This window comes from Kribbella sp. NPDC050241, assembly GCF_044459685.1.
Taxonomy (GTDB): Bacteria; Actinomycetota; Actinomycetes; order Propionibacteriales; family Kribbellaceae; genus Kribbella.
On record NZ_JBITJE010000003.1, the window covers coordinates 43,006 to 60,016 of the forward strand.

Sequence of the window (17,011 nt, forward strand, 5' to 3'; positions counted from 1 at the left end):
GCAACGGGAGGAGCACGGATGGACATCCGGGATCTGGATCGGCGGGCCGGCGCAGTTCTGGGCGAAGTGGTGATGCAGATCCGCCCGGAGCACATGTGGTTCCCGACGCCCTGTCCGGACTGGACCGTCCGCGGACTGCTCCGCCATATCGTCAGCGAGAACGAGGGCTTCGCGGCCGCGGCCCTGAACGGCTCGGCCCCGGTCCAGGCCTGGAACGGCGGCCGCCTCGGCGACAACCCGGCCGGTGCGTACCGGCGGTCCAACGTCGGGGTGGCGGACGCCTTCGCCGACGGCGGCGCGCTGGACCGGCTGATGGAGGTCCGCGAGTTCGGCTCGTTTCCGCGCCGGATCGCGCTGACCTTCCACCAACTCGACTGCGTCGTCCACGCCTGGGACCTGGCCCGCGCCATCGACGTCCCGTACGACCCGCCGCCGGACATGGTCGAAATGGCGCTCGGCGTGGCCCGCCGGATCCCCGACACCGACGTCGCCCGCGGCCCGGGACTCGCCTTCGAACGCAGCGTCAAGGTCCCCGGCGACGCCTCCGACCTCGACCAGCTACTCGGCCTCCTCGGCCGCAATCCCGACTGGGCCTCCCCGTTCGACTGAATACTCCGGCAGGTCGATCGCGTCGGGCTTGGCGACCGCCAGCTTGGCCAGCAGGCCGGCGAACAGGCGCGACATCGTCAGCCGGATCGAGGTGTCCCGCAGGCGGATCCCGAGAGCCGTCATCGGCATCGCCATCGTGATCCCGCCGGGCGGCAGTTCCATCCGCTGGTCGACGTACGCCTGCATCCTGGCCTGGTACGCCGGGAACGCGCGGGAGTGATCGCCGTCCGCGATGGCTAGCTCCCCGGCCAGGACGTACGCGCCGACGAGTGACAGTGCGGTCCCGTGCCCGGCGAGGGGCGAACCGCAGTACCCGGCGTCCCCGACGAGGACCACCCGGCCGCGTGACCACTTCGGTACGACGACCCGGCTGGTGCTGTCGAAGTAGAAGTCGTCCGCGTCGCGCAACCCGGCCAGGATGCGCTCGGTGTGCCAGCCGAGGCCCGCGAACCGCTCCGCCAGCAGAACCCTGTGCGCGTCGAGGTCCCGTCGGTCGTAGCCGATCACCGGCGAACGGAAGCTCAGCAGCGCCTTCGCGACGCCCGGGTCGTGGTCGGGCCGCAGCCCGACCCAGCGCCCGCCAGGTGCGGAGTAGATCTTCATCCAATGGTTCAGCGGCTCCGGCGCCTCGACGGTGAAGTACGACGTGTAGCCGCCGAGGTGCTGCACGAACTGCTCCTCCGGGCCAAACGCGAGCCGGCGGACTCGCGAGTGCACCCCGTCAGCCCCGACGACCAGATCGAACCGTCGCCGCGTCCCACTCGTGAAGGTAACGAGTACGCCGGTCGCGTCCTCGTCGAGCGCCTCGATCGAGTCGCCGTACAGGTACTCGACGTCGTCGGTGGTCGCGTCGTGCAGGATCTGGGCCAGATCGCCGCGGAGGATCTCCACGTCGGCGACGGGTCCGGCGCCGTCGAGCAGTTCGGCCGGCATCGCCGCCGCCGTGCGCCCGCTGGCCCGGACGTACTCGAGACCGCGTTCGTGCAGCTGCCGCGCCGCGATCTGTGGCATCAGGCCCATCCGCTCGGCGACCTGCTTGGAGATCCCGCGAAGGTCCACGGTCTGCCCGCCGGGCCGCGGACCGGGCGCCACCTCGACGATCGCCGGCGTGAACCCCTGCCGGCGCAGCCAGTACGCCAGCGCCGGTCCCGCGATCCCAGCACCGGAGATCAGCACAGTCTTCGTCATCTCGTCCACCCTCTCGTTGGCTAGTGCGCGTACGCCGTACACAGTGCACTGGGTCGGGCGGCCTGGGCCAGCGCGCACTAGGGCACTCGGGGGTGGCGCCCTAGTGCGCCGCGACACTGGCCGAGGCGGCGAAATAAGGGCCTCAGGCAACTAACCGATGGTGCGGGTGCTCAAGTTTTTCGGCTGGTGTTGAACCGATCCCGCAGAGCGCACGTGTTCCGCCGTGACACAGACAGACAACAAACGCCTTACGGTTCGGAGGATCTGATGAAGAAGCACCTCGCCGCGACGTTGACCGCCCTTGCTGCCGTCGTGTCGCTGTCGGCCTGCGAGTCGCCGATCTACGGCGCGTTCACGAACGACAACCCCTCGGCCGGCAGCACGTCGCCCACTCAAGAACCCCAGCAGGACAAGCAGAAACCGGCGAAGGGTGCCCAGGGCATCAGTCAGGACGGCGACCAGGAACAGAAGGTGCTGAAGGTCCAGCAGGTGCCGGGCCTGACGCCGATCGTCACCAGCGCGACCGGCCGCACCGTGTACAGGTTCGACAACGACTCCGCGAACCCGTCGAAGTCCACCTGTCTTGCCGAGTGCCTGAAGCTGTGGGAGCCGGTGCTGGCCGGATCCGGTGTAGTGGTCGAAGGCGGCGGCATCGACGAGCGCCTGTTCAGTACGATCGACCGCCCAGAAGGCCAGCAGGTCACGCTGAAGGGCTGGCCGCTGTACTACTTCAAGAGCGACCTCAAGCTCGGTGAACTCGCTGGTCAGGGTCTGCGCGGACTCTGGTTCGCGGTCAACCCCGAGGGTGGCAAGGCGAAGTCGACGAAGCCGACCGAGACCACCACGCCGGTGCGGAAAGATGTGCAGACCTTGACGGTCAACGTGGTCGACGGGTTCATGCCGTTCGTCACCAACGAGGCCGGACGCACGATCTACCGCTTCGACAACGACTCCAACAGCCCGTCGCGGACCAGCTGCACGGGTGAGTGCACGAAGAAGTGGGAGCCGGTGCTGGCGGGCAAGAAGGGCGTCAAGGTCCTGAGCTCGAAGATCAACCGGGCGTCGGTCGGCACGATCGACCGGCCGGAAGGCAAGCAGGTCACCCTGAACGGCTGGCCGCTGTACTACTTCCACAAGGACAAGAAGCTCGGCCAGACAGCCGGCTACGGCGTCGGCAACCTCTGGTTCGCCATCGCCCCCGACGGCAAGAAGGCCGCGCGCTGTCTCTGACGGTGACCCCCCGCACGCACTCGTGCCGGCTGGCGGCTTGTTTCACCGCTGCCGCACAAACAACCCGCCAGCCAACAAACAACCCGCCACCCGCCGCAGTCAGAGGGTCGCGGCGAGGCGGGTGGCTTGGTCGATGGCGCGCTTGGCGTCGAGTTCGACGGCTACGTCGGCGCCGCCGATGACGTGGACCGGGCGGTCGGTGGCAGCGAGGGCCTCGGCGAGGTCGCGGACCGGCTCCTGACCGGCGCAGACGACGATCGTGTCGACGGCCAGCACGCGGGGCTTCTCGCGCTGCGGGCCGAAGGTCAGGTGAAGCCCGTCGTCGTCGATGCGTTCGTAGTTCACCCCGCGGAGTTGCTCAACCTGCTTGTTCTTCAAGGCCGCGCGATGGACCCAGCCGGTGGTCTTGCCGAGGCCCGCGCCGATCTTCCCGGCCTTGCGCTGCAGCAGGTACACCTGCCTCGGCGACCGCTCCGGCTTTGGTGTGGTGAGTCCGCCGCGCGCGAGGGTCGGATCGGCGACGCCCCACTCGGACCTCCACGCGTCCAGGTCGAGCGAGGGCGAGGACTCGGTGGTCAGGAACTCGCTGACATCCACGCCGATCCCGCCCGCGCCGATGACCGCGACCGTCGCCCCGACGGGCCTTCCGTCGCGGACGACGTCGACGTACGAGAGCACCTTGGGGTGGTCGATGCCGGGGATGGCCGGGACCCGCGGTACGACGCCGGTGGCGAGGACGATCTCGTCGAACCCGGCCAGGTCCTCGACGGTCGCGTGCCGGCCGAGATGCAGCTTCACGCCCGTCAGCTCGAGCCGCCGCCGGTAGTAGCGGATCGTCTCGGCGAACTCCTCCTTGCCGGGGATCCGCCGCGCGATCCCGAACTGCCCGCCGATCTCGTCGTCGGTCTCGAACAGCTCGACCCGGTGCCCGCGCTCGGCCGCCGTCACCGCCGCGGCCAGCCCGGCCGGCCCGGCACCGACGACTGCGATGCTCTTGGTACGACGGGTCGGCAGCAACTGGAGCTCGGTCTCGTGGGCGGCCCTGGGGTTGACCATGCAGCTCGCCTTCCGCTTGGCGAACACATGATCCAGGCACGCCTGGTTGCAGGCGATGCAGACGTTGATCTCGTCGGCCCGATCGGTTGTTGCCTTGCGCACCCACTCCGGATCGGCCAGGAACGGGCGGGCCATGCTGACCAGGTCGGCGTCGCCACGCGCGAGGACCTCCTCGGCGACCTGCGGAAGGTTGATCCGGTTCGAGGTGACCACCGGGATGGTGACGTGCGGCTTGAACGCCGCGGTCACGCTCGTGAAGGCCGCGCGCGGCACGGACGTGACGATGGTCGGAACGCGCGCCTCGTGCCAGCCGATGCCGGTGTTGATGATCGATGCACCGGCCGCCTCGATCTCGTTGCCCAGCGCAACGACCTCGTCCCAGCTCTGTCCGCCTTCGACCAGATCCGCCATCGACAGCCGGTAGATGATCAGGAAGTCGGCACCGACGCGCTCGCGGGTCCGGCGGACGATCTCGACCGCGAGCCGGCGCCGGTTCTCCGGGCTGCCGCCCCAGCGATCCGTCCGCTTGTTGGTGCGCTCGGACAGGAACTGGTTGATGAAGTAGCCCTCGGACCCCATGATCTCGACACCGTCGTACCCCGCCTCACGGGCGAGGGCGGCACAGTCGACGTACGCCTTGATCTGCCGGCGGACGCCGCGGTCGGACAGGGCGCGCGGCTTGAACGGATTGATCGGTGCCTTGAGCGCGGAGGCGGAGACGCTGAACGGGTGGTACGCGTACCGCCCTGCGTGCAGGATCTGCAGAGCGATCCGGCCGCCCTCGGTGTGCACGGCATCAGTGAGGACGCGATGCTTCCGCGCTTGGCGGCGGCTCGTGAGCACGGAGCCGAACGGCGTAAGCCAGCCGGTGCGGTTCGGGGCGTAGCCGCCGGTCACCATCAGGCCGACGCCGCCGCGCGCCCGCTCGGCGAAGTACGCCGCCAGCTTCGGCAGGTCCTTCGACCGGTCCTCGAGGCCGGTGTGCATCGAGCCCATGATCACCCGGTTCGGCAGTACGACGTGACCGAGGTCGAGCGGCTCCAGCAGATGGGGGTATGCGGTCACGACTTGTCCTTCCGCAGTGCGTCGATCACTTCGTCACACCAGGCCACGAACGACTCCTCGGCCCGGATCCCGCCGCGGAGCACGAGGTACTGATGCAGATCCCGGCCGTTCAGCTTGGCCGGCTTCGGAAAGTCCCGCCGCTGGATTCCGCAGTACAGCTCGAGCCGGGTCGCGTGCTCTGCCCGGTGCCGCTGCACCTCCCGCAGGACAGCGCCAGGTGGGGCGAGCGACGCACCGCGCAGCTTCACGCCCAAGCCGTCTCGCAGTACGGCGGGGTCCTCGGGTTCGGCCAGCCAGCGGGAGAGCTCGGTGCGACCGGCCGCGGACACGCGGTAGATCTTCTTGTCCGGGCGGCCCTCCTGCGCGATCTCGGTGTGCTTCACCCAGCCGGCCTCCTCCATCCGGCGCAGCACCCGGTAGATCTGCTGGTGGGTGGCCGGCCAGAAGTATCCGATCGACCGGTCGAACCGCCGGGCCAGCTCGTACCCGGACCCGGCCCGCTCGGTCAGTGAGACCAGAATCGCGTGCTCCAACGCCATGTGCGGCACCTTACCTATGCAACGAGTTGCACTGCAGCTGAGTGCAGGAAACATCACAGTCGGCGACCGGACAGGGGTTTCGGGGTTTGGGACAATGGTTGCCGACGCCAGCTATCGCGGATCGGAGCATCATGGACCAGCAGGCCCGCCCGACCAAGACGACGTTGCCCGGGATCGGCGCCCGGTACGACCTGATCACCGAAGGCGGCAAACACGTCTCCGTGGTGGTGCGCAACGACGGGCGGCGGTTCCTCGGCTTCCACGATCCCGAGGACGACGACAACTGCAAGGACTCGGTCCCGCTCGACCCCGGTGAGGCGGCCGCTCTGGCCCAACTGCTCATCCCCGCCCCGCTCGATCCGGTCCGCGGCGAGATCGAGATCGACCTCGTCACCGAGCACATCCCGATCACGGCCAAGTCGCCGTACGGCGGCCGCACGCTGGGTGACACCCAGGCCCGCAGCCGGACCGGTGCGTCGATCGTCGCCGTCCTGCGGCGGACCGGCGCGACCCCGTCGCCGACCCCGGACTTCCGCTTCGCGATCGGCGACACCCTCGTCGTGGTCGGCACCCGCGAAGGCGTGGACGCCGTCGCGGACCTGATCGCGGGAGGGTGAGATGCACGAGAACCTCACCGCCCTGCTGATCGAGCTGGGCGCGGTCATCCTGGCCCTCGGCATCCTCGGCCGGATCGCCGGCCGGCTCGGGTTCTCACCGATTCCGCTGTACCTGCTGGCCGGCCTCGCCTTCGGGCATGGTGGTCTCCTGCCGCTGGCGGCCAGCGAGGAGTTCGTTGCCACCGGCGCCGAGATCGGCGTCATCCTGCTGCTGTTGCTGCTCGGTCTGGAATACACCGCATCGGATCTGGTCAGCACGCTCAAGACGCAGTACGTCTCCGGCGCGGTCGACTTCCTGCTGAACGCGATCCCGGGCGCGGCGGTGGCGCTGCTGCTCGGTTGGGGGCCGACCGCCGCGGTCGCGCTGGCCGGTGTCACCTGGATCTCGTCGTCCGGCGTCATCGCGAAGGTGGTCGGCGACCTCGGCCGCCTCGGTAACCGCGAAACCCCTGTGGTGCTGGGGATCCTGGTCCTCGAGGATCTCTCGATGGCGGTCTATCTTCCGATCCTGACCGCGCTGCTCGCGGGTGTCGGGCTGGCCGGTGGCAGCATGACGCTGCTGATCTCGCTCGGCACCGTCAGCGTCGTCCTGTTCCTCGCGCTGCGCTACGGCCGGGTGATCAGCCGGGCGGTCTCTTCGGACAACCCGGAGATGCTGCTGCTCGTCGTACTCGGGCTGACGCTGCTGGTCGCGGGCATCGCACAGAAGCTCCAGGTGTCGGCGGCGGTCGGTGCGTTCCTGGTCGGGATCGCGCTGTCGGGCGAGGTGGCGCACGGCGCGCGGAACCTGCTCAGTCCATTGCGGGACCTGTTCGCCGCGGTCTTCTTCGTCTTCTTCGGACTGAGCACCGATCCGGCGAAGATCCCGCCGGTGCTCGCGATCGCCCTCGCCCTCGCGCTGTTCACCGCGCTCACGAAGATCTTCACCGGTTGGTACGCCGCGCGCCGGGCCGGCGTGGGATCGGCAGGCCGCTGGCGCGCCGGCGGCACGCTGGTCGCCCGCGGCGAGTTCTCCATCGTGATCGCGGGCCTCGCCGTCGGCGTCGAACCCAAGCTCGGCCCGCTGGCGACGGCGTACGTCCTGATCCTCGTCATCCTCGGCCCGATCGCAGCGCGCTACACCGAACCCATCGCCCGCCGCCTCACCACCCGCAAGCCTCCCCCCGCCGAAGCCCCCGCCGCCGAACGCCTCGACAACCCCGCCAACACCCCCACCTGACCCATCCCACCCCCGCGCGAGGCCCCGCCGACCCCACCCGACCCCGCCCGACCCGAGGTCCCTCCCCAGGCCGCCGTTTGATGGGTCAGCCCACCAGACGGTGGGTTGGCCAGCCGCGTGCGGTTGGCCAACCCACCGTCTCGTTGGTCAACCCAGCAGACGCGACTGCGGTGACCGCAAAGGTGCAGGTTTGCTGGGTCAGCCCAGCAAACCGTGGGTTGGCCAGCCGCGTGCGGTTGGCCAACCCACCGTCTCGTTGGCCAACCCAGCAGACGCGACTGCGGTGACCGCAAAGGTGCAGGTTTGCTGGGTCAGCCCAGCAAACCGTGGGTTGGCCAACCGCGTGCGGTTGGCCAACCCACCGTCTCGTTGGCCAACCCAGCAGACGCTGCGGCGGGGGCGGCGGGCGGGGGTGGCGGGAGGCGGGGGGCGGCGGGGGGTGGGGTCAGCGGGCGCGGTGGTTGTGGGCTGCTTGAGTGACTGTGTGCGCGATGCGGCTCGCGCGCGTCTCGGGGCGTTTGGCGAGGGTGATCCATTCGAGGATTGCGCGGCGGGTGGACGGCGGGAACGCGTGGAAGTGGTGGGCTGCCGTGGGGTTCTGGGCGAGGGCGGCCCGGAGGTCCGCGGGGACGACCAGGTTCTGCGCGTCGGCGAGCAGGTCCCACGTGCCGGTCCGCCGAGCGTGGTCGACGAGTTCCTGGCCGGCCGGCTCCATCAGGCCCGCCGTGGTCAACCGCTCGACCCGCTCGCGGTTGACCTTGCTCCACGTACTGCGTGGGTTCCGCGGCGTGAAGCACTGGTACGTCGTCCGGTCGTCACGCTTCATCGTCTTGCTGTCGATCCACCCGAAACACAACGCCTGCTCGACCGCATCCGCCAGGTTCACGCCCGCCGCATCCCGGCGAACGATCAGCCAGACGGACCGCTCGCTCCGGCCGTTCGTCGCCAACCAGGTGCGCCATTGCGTCACACCCGAACAGTTCAGGGCCGCGTCATCGTTCATACCACCGAGCATGCGCCCGATAAGTGCTCACCGATTGAGCACTTATCTCAGAAGAGTACGTCGCCTCGCTCGTGGTCGAGCAGCGCCTGCTTGCGTTCGAGGCCCCCGCCGTACCCGGTCAGGCTGCCCGTCGAGCCGACCACGCGGTGGCACGGGACGATGATGCTGATCGGGTTCTTCCCGTTCGCGAGCCCGACCGCCCGAGACGCGCCCGGCACGAGTCCGAGGATCGCCGCGAGTTCACCGTACGTCGTGGTCTCGCCGTAAGGGATGTCCTGGAGCGCTGTCCAGACCCGCTGCTGGAACGGCGTCCCGGCCAGCTGCAGTGGTACGTCGAACGTCGTCCGCCCGTGCTCGAAGTACTCCGTGAGTTGCTCGGCGACCGCGGGCAGCACCGAATCGTCGCGCTTGCCGAAGGTCTCCATCGGCGGGCGATGCCGGTGTTCGGCCATGTAGAGGCCGGCCAGCTCGCCGGCGTCGCTCTCCACCGCAGTGAGCGGGCCGAGCGGGCTGTCCACCACGGCGTACGTCACTGCGACGCCTCCCACTGGGCGCGGTTGATCCGGTAGAGCACATGCCGCTGCAGTCGATGCCCGGCGGGCAGACGGACGTGGTCGAAGTCGCCCGCCTCGTCGTGCGTCATGCCGATCCGCTGCATCACCCGCTGCGACTTCACGTTGGGGGTCGCGGTGAACGAGACGATCTCGTCCAGACCGGCCGGGCCGAAGCCGTGGGCCAGCGCCGCCCGGGCCGCCTCGCTGGCATAACCGTTGCCCCAGGCCCCCTTGGCGAGCCGCCAGCCGATCTCGACGGCCGGCATGAAGTGCGCCTCGAAACTCGGCACCGACAGCCCGGTGAACCCGATGAACTCGCCGGTCTCGCGGACCTCCAGCGCCCACAGGCCCCAGCCGCGTCCGTCGATCTCGGGGCGGTTCCGGTCGATCAGCGCGTCGCTCTGCTCACGCGTCTGCGGCGCCGGGAAGTGCTCCATCACCGCCGGGTCCGCGTTCAGCACCGCGAACGGCTCGCGGTCGCTGTCACGCCACTGGCGCAGCAGCAGGCGGTCGGTGGTCAGCTCGGTCATGCTCTCTCCGTCGAGGTCGGTTCCGGGATCTTGTTGATCGCGTGGTCACCAGTGGCCCACAGGTACTGCACCGCGTAGGCACGCCACGGCCGCCACGCACGCGCATGATCGATCAGGAGTTTGGGGGCCTCGGGCAACCCTAGGTCACGGGCGGCGTACCGGATGCCCAGATCGCTGGCCACAAAGGCATCCGGGTCACCGAGCGCCCGCATCGCGATCGACTCCACCGTCCACGGACCGATCCCGGGCAGCGCGGTCAGTTGCTCGCGCGCCTTGTCCCAGTCGGCGCCGGCACCGAGATCGATCTCACCCGCCGCCAGCGTGCCGATCAGCGTCATGAGCGTCGTACGGCGAGACTTCGGGAAGGCGAGCGATTCGGGATCGAGCCCAGCCAGCGCCTGCATCGTCGGGAACAGATGCGTCAGCCCGCCGCCCGCATCCTCGATCGGATCGCCGTGCCGCACCACCAACCGATGCGCGTGGGTCCGCGCGGCCGCCGTCGACACCTGCTGCCCGAGCACCGCCCGTACGGCGAACTCCTCGCCGTCGACGGTGTGCGGAACCCGGCGTCCCGGCGCCTTCGCGATCAGCGGCGCGAGCACGGGATCGGTCTCGAGCAGGTCGTCGACCGCGATCGGGTCGGCGTCGAGGTCGAGCATCCGGCGGCAGCGACTGATCGCGATCGCCAGGTCGCGCTGGTCGGTCAGCGAGAGTTGGCAGGCGATGTGATCAGGCATCGGCTTCAGCGCTACCACGCCATGCCCGTGCGGAAGTCTGAGCGTGCGGCGATAGTGACCGTCGCGCCACTCCTCGACGCCGGGTACGCCGGTCGCGATCAGATGACCGAACAGGTTGTCCGGGGTCAGCGGCGCCCGGAACGGGAGCCGCAGCGAGATGGTGCCTGGGGCAACGGTCGCCGTACCGCGCCGGGCCCGGCGACGCAGCTCGGTCGGTGAGAGCGCGAACACCTCCTGCACGGTCTCGTTGAACGTCCGCACACTGGAGAACCCGGCCGCGAACGCGACATCGGCCATCTGCAACTCGCTGGTCTCGATCAGCAGCCGCGCGGTCTGCGCACGCTGGGCACGAGCCAGCGCGAGAGGACCGGCGCCGAGCTCGGCGTGCAACTGACGCTGGACCTGACGGACGCTGTAGCCGAGGTGAGTGGCCAGGCCCGGTACGCCGTCGCGGTCAACTACACCGTCTGCGATCAGCCGCATCGCGCGGGCGACCAGGTCGGCCCGGTCGTTCCACTCCGGTGAACCCGGGCTCGCGTCCGGTCGGCACCGCTTGCAGGCCCGGAACCCGGCCTGCTGGGCGGCCGCCGCACTCGGGTAGAACCGCATGTTCTCGACCTTGGGCGGCACCACCGGGCAACTCGGCCGGCAGTAGATCTTGGTGGTCAGCACCGCGGTGAAGAACCAGCCGTCGAACCGGGCGTCCTTGGACTGGACCGCGCGGACACATCGCTCCCTGCACTCGTACACGTCCTCCAGCATCCCTGGCCGCACCGACAGTCGCTAGCGAATTTGCGCCATCGAGGTATCGCGGAAAAACGACGCCGGGATCTCGGGTCGGATTTCCGCCAGCTCCGCCCCGGATCACCGGCTGGACTTGAGGACATGAACGAACTGGTTGGCAAGAAGGCATTGGTGACGGGCGGAAGCCGCGGGATCGGCGCGGCGACCGCGATCGCCTTGGCAGCGAGTGGAGCGGATGTCGCGGTGACGTACCACCGCTCCGCGGATGCCGCGGCCGAGGTGGTGAAGAAGATCGAAGACCTCGGGCGGCGGGGGTTCGCGTTCGAGGTCGACGCCGCGGACGCGGTGGCCGTGGCCGACGGTGTGCAGCGGGCCGCGGACCAACTCGGTGGCCTGGACATCCTGGTCAACAACGCGGGGGTCGGGGCGGTCGGTCCGATCACCGACCTCACCCTGACCGACGTCGACCATGTGCTCGCGGTCAACGTCCGTGGGGTGTACGCCGCCACGCAGGCCGCCGTACCGCGACTGTCCGACGGTGGACGGGTGATCCACCTGGGCAGCTGCGTCGCGGCCCGGACCGCCCTCCCCGGGATGACGCTCTACGGGATGAGCAAGGCAGCGCTGGTCGGTCTGAGCAAGGGCCTCGCCCGCGAGCTCGGTCCGCGTGGCATCACGTCGAACGTCGTTCAGCCCGGGCCGATCGACACGGACATGAACCCGGCGGACGGCCCGTTCGCCGAGCCACAGGCGGCTTTCGTGGCGCTCGAGAGGTTCGGCACCACGGCCGAGGTCGCGGCGGCCATCACCTACCTGGCCGGCCCGCACGCGGCGTACCTCAGCGGCGCGGAGCTGACCATCGACGGCGGTTACGCGGCCTGACTTGTCGGTGCCCCCGACTACCGTCACGGGCATGCGATTCTCGGTGACGGTCGGGGCGGTCGGGCACGGACGGGATCCACGCGGTCTCGCGGACCTCGCGCGCGCCGTGGAGGACTCCGGCTGGGACGCGTTGTTCCTGGAGGACTACCTCGTCTACCAGGGCGACGCGACCGAGCCGACCTACGACCCGTGGATCTGTCTGGCGGCGATGGCGACGGCGACATCACGGATCACGATCGGTACGACGGTCACACCACTGCCTCGGCGGCGGCCCTGGAAGGTCGCGGCCGAGGCAGTGGCGCTGGATCACCTGTCCGGAGGGCGGTTCGTGCTGGGGGTGGGGATCGGCGATCCCGGCGATCCGTTCCTGGGCCGCGTCGGTGAACCCACCCAGCCGAAGCAGCTCGCGGAGATGCTGGACGAAGGCCTCACAGTGATCGACCGGCTGTGGAGCGGCGAGCCGGTCACCTTTGCCGGCAAACACTACCGGCTCGATGACGTGCAGCTCACCGCACGGCCGGTGCAGGCGCCGCGCATCCCGATCTGGGTCGGAGGAAACCTGCTGGTGCCCGCCGTCCGCCGGCGGATCAGACGGTGGGACGGGAGCTGTGCGTACAAGGGCAGCACGGACGCGCCGCAGCAGATCATGCCCGACGACGTCCGCGGTCTGCTCGCGGAAGTCGGGGCCGAGCGCGGGACGACCGACGGGTTCGACCTCAAGGTCAGCGGTGGAGATCCCGAGGCCTTCGCGGCAGCCGGCGCGACCTGGTGGGGCCGCTGGATCCCGCCACTCCCAGCGGCCGAAACGCTGGCGATCGTCACGCAGCGTCCACCGGCACTCTGAGCCGTTGACACGGACGGGGACCGGAGGGAGACTGCCGGTGTTTTTAACGTTCAAAGCCTCGGTGGGAGGTCTTCGTGGCTACGTTGAAGCAGGTCGCTGCGCACGCGGAGGTCTCCGTGCAGACCGTGTCGAACGCGTTGAACGCCCCGCACCGGCTGCGGCCGGACACCCTCGAGCGGGTCAACCGGTCGATCGAACTGCTCAACTACCGGCCCAACCGTAACGCCCGCAGTCTACGCACGAGCGCGGTCGAGCTGATCGGCTATTGCGTCCCCAACTGGCCGAACCAGACCCATCTCGTGATGGACCAGTTCCTGCACGCACTCTGCGCCGCGGCCGAGCGCACCGGCCGCCACATCCTGCTGTTCACCGCCCCACCCGGCGTCGACGGCATGCCCGTGTACGACGACCTGCACGCGCGCCGGCTCGTGGACGGGTTCGTCCTGTCGCAGACCGAGACCCACGATCCGCGGCACGGCTGGCTGAAGGAACAGAAGATCCCGTTCATCTCCTTCGGCCGGGTCTGGAAGGAGACCACGCAACCCGGTCCGTGGGTCGACGTCGACGGCGCGGCCGGCTCCGCGATGGCGGTCCGGCACCTGCACGAGGCCGGGCGCCGCCGGATCGCCTTCCTCAGCTGGCCGAAGTCGTCCGGGCTGGCCGAAGACCGGCTCGGCGGCTGGCGCACGGCCTGCAAGGAGCTCGGTCTGCCCACCTCGGATCTGGCCGTCCGCTGCCGCGAGGACGGCATCGCCGAAGGCGCCCGGGCTACCGCCGAGCTGCTCGACGCGGACCCGTTCCTCGACGGAATCGTTGCCTTGAGCGACATTCTCGCCCTCGGCGCGCTGCGCGAACTCGGCCGCCGCGGCCTCACCCCGGGCGTCGACGTTGCCGTCACCGGCTTCGACGACTCCCCACTGGCCGACGTGGTCTCCCCCGGCCTGACCAGCCTGCGGCAACCGATGGACGACATCGCCGCCGAACTGATCTCCATCCTCACCGACCCGGACGGCCCGCCGGACGCGTCGACCGAACGCTTACTGCACCCCGAACTGGTGATCAGGGGCAGCTCAGCCCCTGGCTGATGCGGTGCGCACCCAACCGCGCCGCGAGAAGGAGGAACCGCCATGACTCCCCGCCCGACCGTCCGACGCAGCACCGCCCCACCACGCCGGGTCAGACGCCGTACCGTCGGCGTCGCCCTGCTGGCCGCTGCAACTGTCCTCGCCGGCTCAGCATCCGCGACCGCCGGCTCAGCACCTCTCAGCACCGGCGGCTCGCCGCAGAGCGTCGTACCGTCGGAGCTGTCCGAATCGACCCGGCTGGCGGATCGTCGGTCGCTTGTCGTCGGTGATCGCGCCTACGCGATGGGCGACGAGACCGGTCTCTACCCCGCCACCGGCTGGCACATCCGCGGTGAGATGGGTGGCTTCTGGACCCAGCCGATCAAGATGCTCGACGGGCTGTGGTTCGGCCTCGACGGCGCCTGGCTCGGCAAGGACGTGGCCGCCGCGAAGTACACCAGCGGCCACGGCTACAGCCGGATCGACTACTCCGGTGACGTGAGCGTCCACCGGACCGACTTCGTACCCGACGGCATCCGCGCCACGCTGGTCGGACTCACCTTCAAGTCCGGTACGGCGAAGACCGTCAAGCTCGATGTGGACGCGCACTCCGAGCTCATGCAGTCCTACCCGTGGGGCTGGACGGCCCCGGGTGCGGCCGATGCCAACCTGCCGGACACCGGCGGGTACACCGACGGCTCGCTGCGGTTCCGCGAGCAGGGCACGCCGTCGTACCCGAACGCGACCGCGCACGACTACGCCGCGTTCGTCGGATCGTCCCTGCGTCCGACGGGCCACGCACTTGGTCCGGACCACCGCGGCCCGCAGGACCCGGCCGTGATCTGCCCAGCCGACGGATTGACGCCCGCACGGTGTGACGACTCGCTCGTCGGGAAGGGCACCGGCGGCCGGCTGACGTACGACGTACAACTCGCACCGGGCAAGGAGAAGACCGTCTGGTTCGCGGTGGCCGGATCCGACACCGGCGTGTCCTCGGCACAGCGCGAGTACAGCCGGGCGTTGAGCAACCCGGACAAGTTGCTGAAGGCAAAGGCTGACGAGCGGCAGCAGATCGACAGCATGTCAGCGGTGGAACTGCCTGGTGATCCACTGCTGCAGCAGAGCGTCGAATGGAGCAAGCAGAACCTGGCCGACTCCGTGCAGGAGGCGAGCAACCTGCGCATCCGCGACGTCAACGAGGGCAAGGACTACCCGGCACCAGTCGGCACGGTCGGCACCGCACGCTGGTTCGGTGCGGGCTTCCCGGACTACCCGTGGTTGTTCGCAACCGACGGTGAGTACACCGCGTACGCCGCGGTCGCGGCCGGTCAGTTCAGCACGGTGAAGGACCACCTCAAGGCGTTGCGGGATGTCAGCGACATCCTCAACGACCGCAGCGGCAAGGTCGCGCACGAGGTCGTCCCGACCGGCGACGTGTACTTCGGTTCGAACCAGAGCGCGGGCAACACCGACGAGACGGTGAAGTTCCCGAGCATCGTCGCACTGCTGTGGAGGTGGACCGGCGACGACCGCTTCCGCGACGACATGTACGACTTCAGCGTCCGCAACCTGCAGTACGTCTACCGCGAGCTCGACAAGGACAGCGACGGCTGGCCCGAGGGTCTCGCGAACGTCGAACGCAGCGGGATGGGCGCCGAGAAGCTCGACAGCACCGTGTACCTCGCTCGCGGGCTGCGCGACCTCGCCGACCTGGCCGCCTCCCGGCACGACACCCAGGTCCAGCAGTGGGCCACCACCCGGGCCGACGACCTCGAGTCGCGGTTCGAGTCCCAGTGGTGGGTCCCGCAGGCGCTCGGGTACGCCGACTCCGTCGACGACCCGGCGAACCCCGCGAACGACAACACGCCGATCTTCCAGCGGCACTGGATCGGCGTCACTCCGATGGAGGCCGAGCTGGTCCGGCCCGGAAAGCCGGTGTCCCCGCTGGCTTCCCCGGAGCACGCGGCCATTGCGCTCGACCAGCGCGAGAAGCGTTGCTACACAGGCGAATTCGGCCTCTACCACACGGGTACCGGACCGACGTCCGATCCGGCCGGCAACCCGGGTCCCTCGTGTGACCCGGTCGTCTCGCAGGTGAAGAGCGAGCGCAGCATCTTCTCGCTGAACACGTCGATCATGGCCGTTGCGGAAGGCAACTACGGTCGTCTCGGCACCGGCCAGCAGCAGGTCTACACCACCGGCAACGCCCGCATCCAGCTCGACCCGAACGTCTGGGAGACGCCGGGCGCGATGCCGGAGATCGCGCCGTCGCCCGACTCGGCGGCGAACATCGGCCGGCCGTTCTACGACCGCTCGATGGCACTGCAGGCGTGGGGCACGTACGGCGTACTGTGGCCGGTCGTGCACCAGCAGCTCGGCGTGGACCCGGACCTCGGCCACGGCCGGGTCTCGATCGTGCCGCAGCTTCCGGGGGGCCAGCAGAAGGTGGCCGGCAGCAACATCCAGCTCGGCCGCGGATCGGTCGATGTGTCCGCACGCCTTACAGGCAAGCAATTGCGGACCGATGTCAAGGTAACGGGTGTCGGGGCAACGTTCACCATCGGCGCCGTACTCCCGGCCGGTGCGAGCGTGAAGAGCGTGTCGCTCGACGGCCACGAGGCGCAGTACAAGCTCGTCACCACGACGCGTGGAGTGGAGGTGCAGGTAGCGGCCCGGGGCTCGTCCTCGGCGCTGACGATCACGCTCTCCTGACCCGTTGACTCCGGGGTCGTGGCCGAGGCGGGCACGACCCCGGATCGCCGGCCGGCGCACAACCGTTCTGTGCGCCGGCCGGCTTTCTTGCGTCTGTTTTTCGGCACCTGCGAGTGCCGTTAGACGGCGTCGCGAACATGAAGCGGGGCCCCTCCGAGTATGAGTCGGAGGGGCCCCGCATTAGCTGAAGGAAGGTGACGTCTCCAGCCTCCCGAACGAGTCCGTAGGACCGGCAGACCCCGTCACCGGTCTACCTCAGTAGGGATCCCCACTGCGAGGGGCCCCCGGTTTTCGCCCGACCCGCCGCTCCTTCGCAGAAACGGCGTGTCGACATTTCTACCGCCGTCAACCAGGGTCGCACAACCCCTTCCTGCCAACAGTTTGCGCCACTTCGCCACCTGCCGCCTGTTCTCCACAG

The 17,011-nt window shown here is 69.5% G+C and carries 15 protein-coding genes; 8 read left to right on the plus strand and 7 right to left on the minus strand.

The window, feature by feature from the left end:
- Nucleotides 1–18: 18 nt before the first annotated feature.
- Nucleotides 19–609: a TIGR03086 family metal-binding protein gene (locus tag ACIBG5_RS14770; protein WP_396392075.1), complete on the plus strand. Its 591-nt coding sequence runs from the start codon at nt 19–21 to the stop codon at nt 607–609.
- On the opposite strand, the gene ACIBG5_RS14775 is transcribed toward ACIBG5_RS14770, so the two are convergent.
- Nucleotides 559–1,797, minus strand: a complete 1,239-nt coding sequence (locus tag ACIBG5_RS14775; RefSeq protein ID WP_396392076.1) for an FAD-dependent monooxygenase — start codon at nt 1,795–1,797, stop codon at nt 559–561. The genes ACIBG5_RS14770 and ACIBG5_RS14775 overlap by 51 nt on opposite strands.
- A gap of 267 nt (nt 1,798–2,064) precedes the next feature.
- Between ACIBG5_RS14775 and ACIBG5_RS14780 the strand changes: the two genes are divergently transcribed.
- Entirely contained in the window at nt 2,065–3,027 is a 963-nt protein-coding gene (locus ACIBG5_RS14780; RefSeq protein ID WP_396392077.1) for a hypothetical protein, read from the plus strand.
- A gap of 99 nt (nt 3,028–3,126) precedes the next feature.
- Here the strand turns inward: ACIBG5_RS14780 and ACIBG5_RS14785 are convergent, their stop codons facing one another.
- Nucleotides 3,127–5,148: an FAD-dependent oxidoreductase gene (locus ACIBG5_RS14785; protein WP_396392078.1), complete on the minus strand. Its 2,022-nt coding sequence runs from the start codon at nt 5,146–5,148 to the stop codon at nt 3,127–3,129.
- Nucleotides 5,145–5,687, minus strand: a complete 543-nt coding sequence (locus tag ACIBG5_RS14790; RefSeq protein ID WP_396392079.1) for a PadR family transcriptional regulator — start codon at nt 5,685–5,687, stop codon at nt 5,145–5,147. The genes ACIBG5_RS14785 and ACIBG5_RS14790 overlap by 4 nt, the downstream gene beginning before the upstream one ends.
- Nucleotides 5,688–5,785: 98 nt before the next feature.
- On the opposite strand from ACIBG5_RS14790, the gene ACIBG5_RS14795 reads away from it, so the two are divergent.
- Nucleotides 5,786–6,304: a cation:proton antiporter regulatory subunit gene (locus ACIBG5_RS14795; RefSeq protein WP_396392080.1), complete on the plus strand. Its 519-nt coding sequence runs from the start codon at nt 5,786–5,788 to the stop codon at nt 6,302–6,304.
- 1 nt (nt 6,305) lies between these two features.
- Entirely contained in the window at nt 6,306–7,523 is a 1,218-nt protein-coding gene (locus ACIBG5_RS14800) for a cation:proton antiporter (RefSeq protein WP_396392081.1), read from the plus strand.
- A gap of 445 nt (nt 7,524–7,968) precedes the next feature.
- Here ACIBG5_RS14800 and ACIBG5_RS14805 read toward each other — a convergent pair whose 3' ends face one another.
- From ACIBG5_RS14805 to ACIBG5_RS14820, 4 genes are read right to left on the minus strand one after another with little or no spacing between them, the layout of a single operon-like run.
- Complete coding sequence (locus ACIBG5_RS14805) at nt 7,969–8,526, minus strand: YdeI family protein (protein ID WP_396392082.1); 558 nt, start codon at nt 8,524–8,526, stop codon at nt 7,969–7,971.
- A 47-nt stretch (nt 8,527–8,573) separates the two neighbouring features.
- Complete coding sequence (locus ACIBG5_RS14810; RefSeq protein ID WP_396392083.1) at nt 8,574–9,059, minus strand: methylated-DNA--[protein]-cysteine S-methyltransferase; 486 nt, start codon at nt 9,057–9,059, stop codon at nt 8,574–8,576.
- Entirely contained in the window at nt 9,056–9,610 is a 555-nt protein-coding gene (locus tag ACIBG5_RS14815; protein ID WP_396392084.1) for a GNAT family N-acetyltransferase, read from the minus strand. The genes ACIBG5_RS14810 and ACIBG5_RS14815 overlap by 4 nt, the downstream gene beginning before the upstream one ends.
- Nucleotides 9,607–11,109, minus strand: coding sequence for an AlkA N-terminal domain-containing protein (locus ACIBG5_RS14820; RefSeq protein WP_396392085.1), 1,503 nt, complete (start codon nt 11,107–11,109; stop codon nt 9,607–9,609). Before ACIBG5_RS14820 ends, ACIBG5_RS14815 begins: the two co-directional genes overlap by 4 nt.
- A 123-nt stretch (nt 11,110–11,232) precedes the next feature.
- Between ACIBG5_RS14820 and ACIBG5_RS14825 the strand changes: the two genes are divergently transcribed.
- The 4 genes from ACIBG5_RS14825 (at nt 11,233) to ACIBG5_RS14840 (ending at nt 16,593) form a co-directional block, all read left to right on the plus strand.
- Nucleotides 11,233–11,973 (plus strand): SDR family oxidoreductase, encoded by a 741-nt coding sequence (locus tag ACIBG5_RS14825; protein ID WP_396392086.1) that lies wholly within the window; start codon nt 11,233–11,235, stop codon nt 11,971–11,973.
- 31 nt (nt 11,974–12,004) lie between these two features.
- Nucleotides 12,005–12,817, plus strand: coding sequence for an LLM class flavin-dependent oxidoreductase (locus ACIBG5_RS14830; RefSeq protein ID WP_396392087.1), 813 nt, complete (start codon nt 12,005–12,007; stop codon nt 12,815–12,817).
- Nucleotides 12,818–12,891: 74 nt separating this feature from the next.
- On the plus strand, nt 12,892–13,902 hold the full coding sequence (locus ACIBG5_RS14835; RefSeq protein ID WP_396392088.1) for a LacI family DNA-binding transcriptional regulator: 1,011 nt from the start codon (nt 12,892–12,894) through the stop codon (nt 13,900–13,902).
- Nucleotides 13,903–13,944: 42 nt separating this feature from the next.
- Complete coding sequence (locus tag ACIBG5_RS14840; protein ID WP_396392089.1) at nt 13,945–16,593, plus strand: glycogen debranching protein; 2,649 nt, start codon at nt 13,945–13,947, stop codon at nt 16,591–16,593.
- The last annotated feature ends 418 nt before the right edge of the window (nt 16,594–17,011 follow it).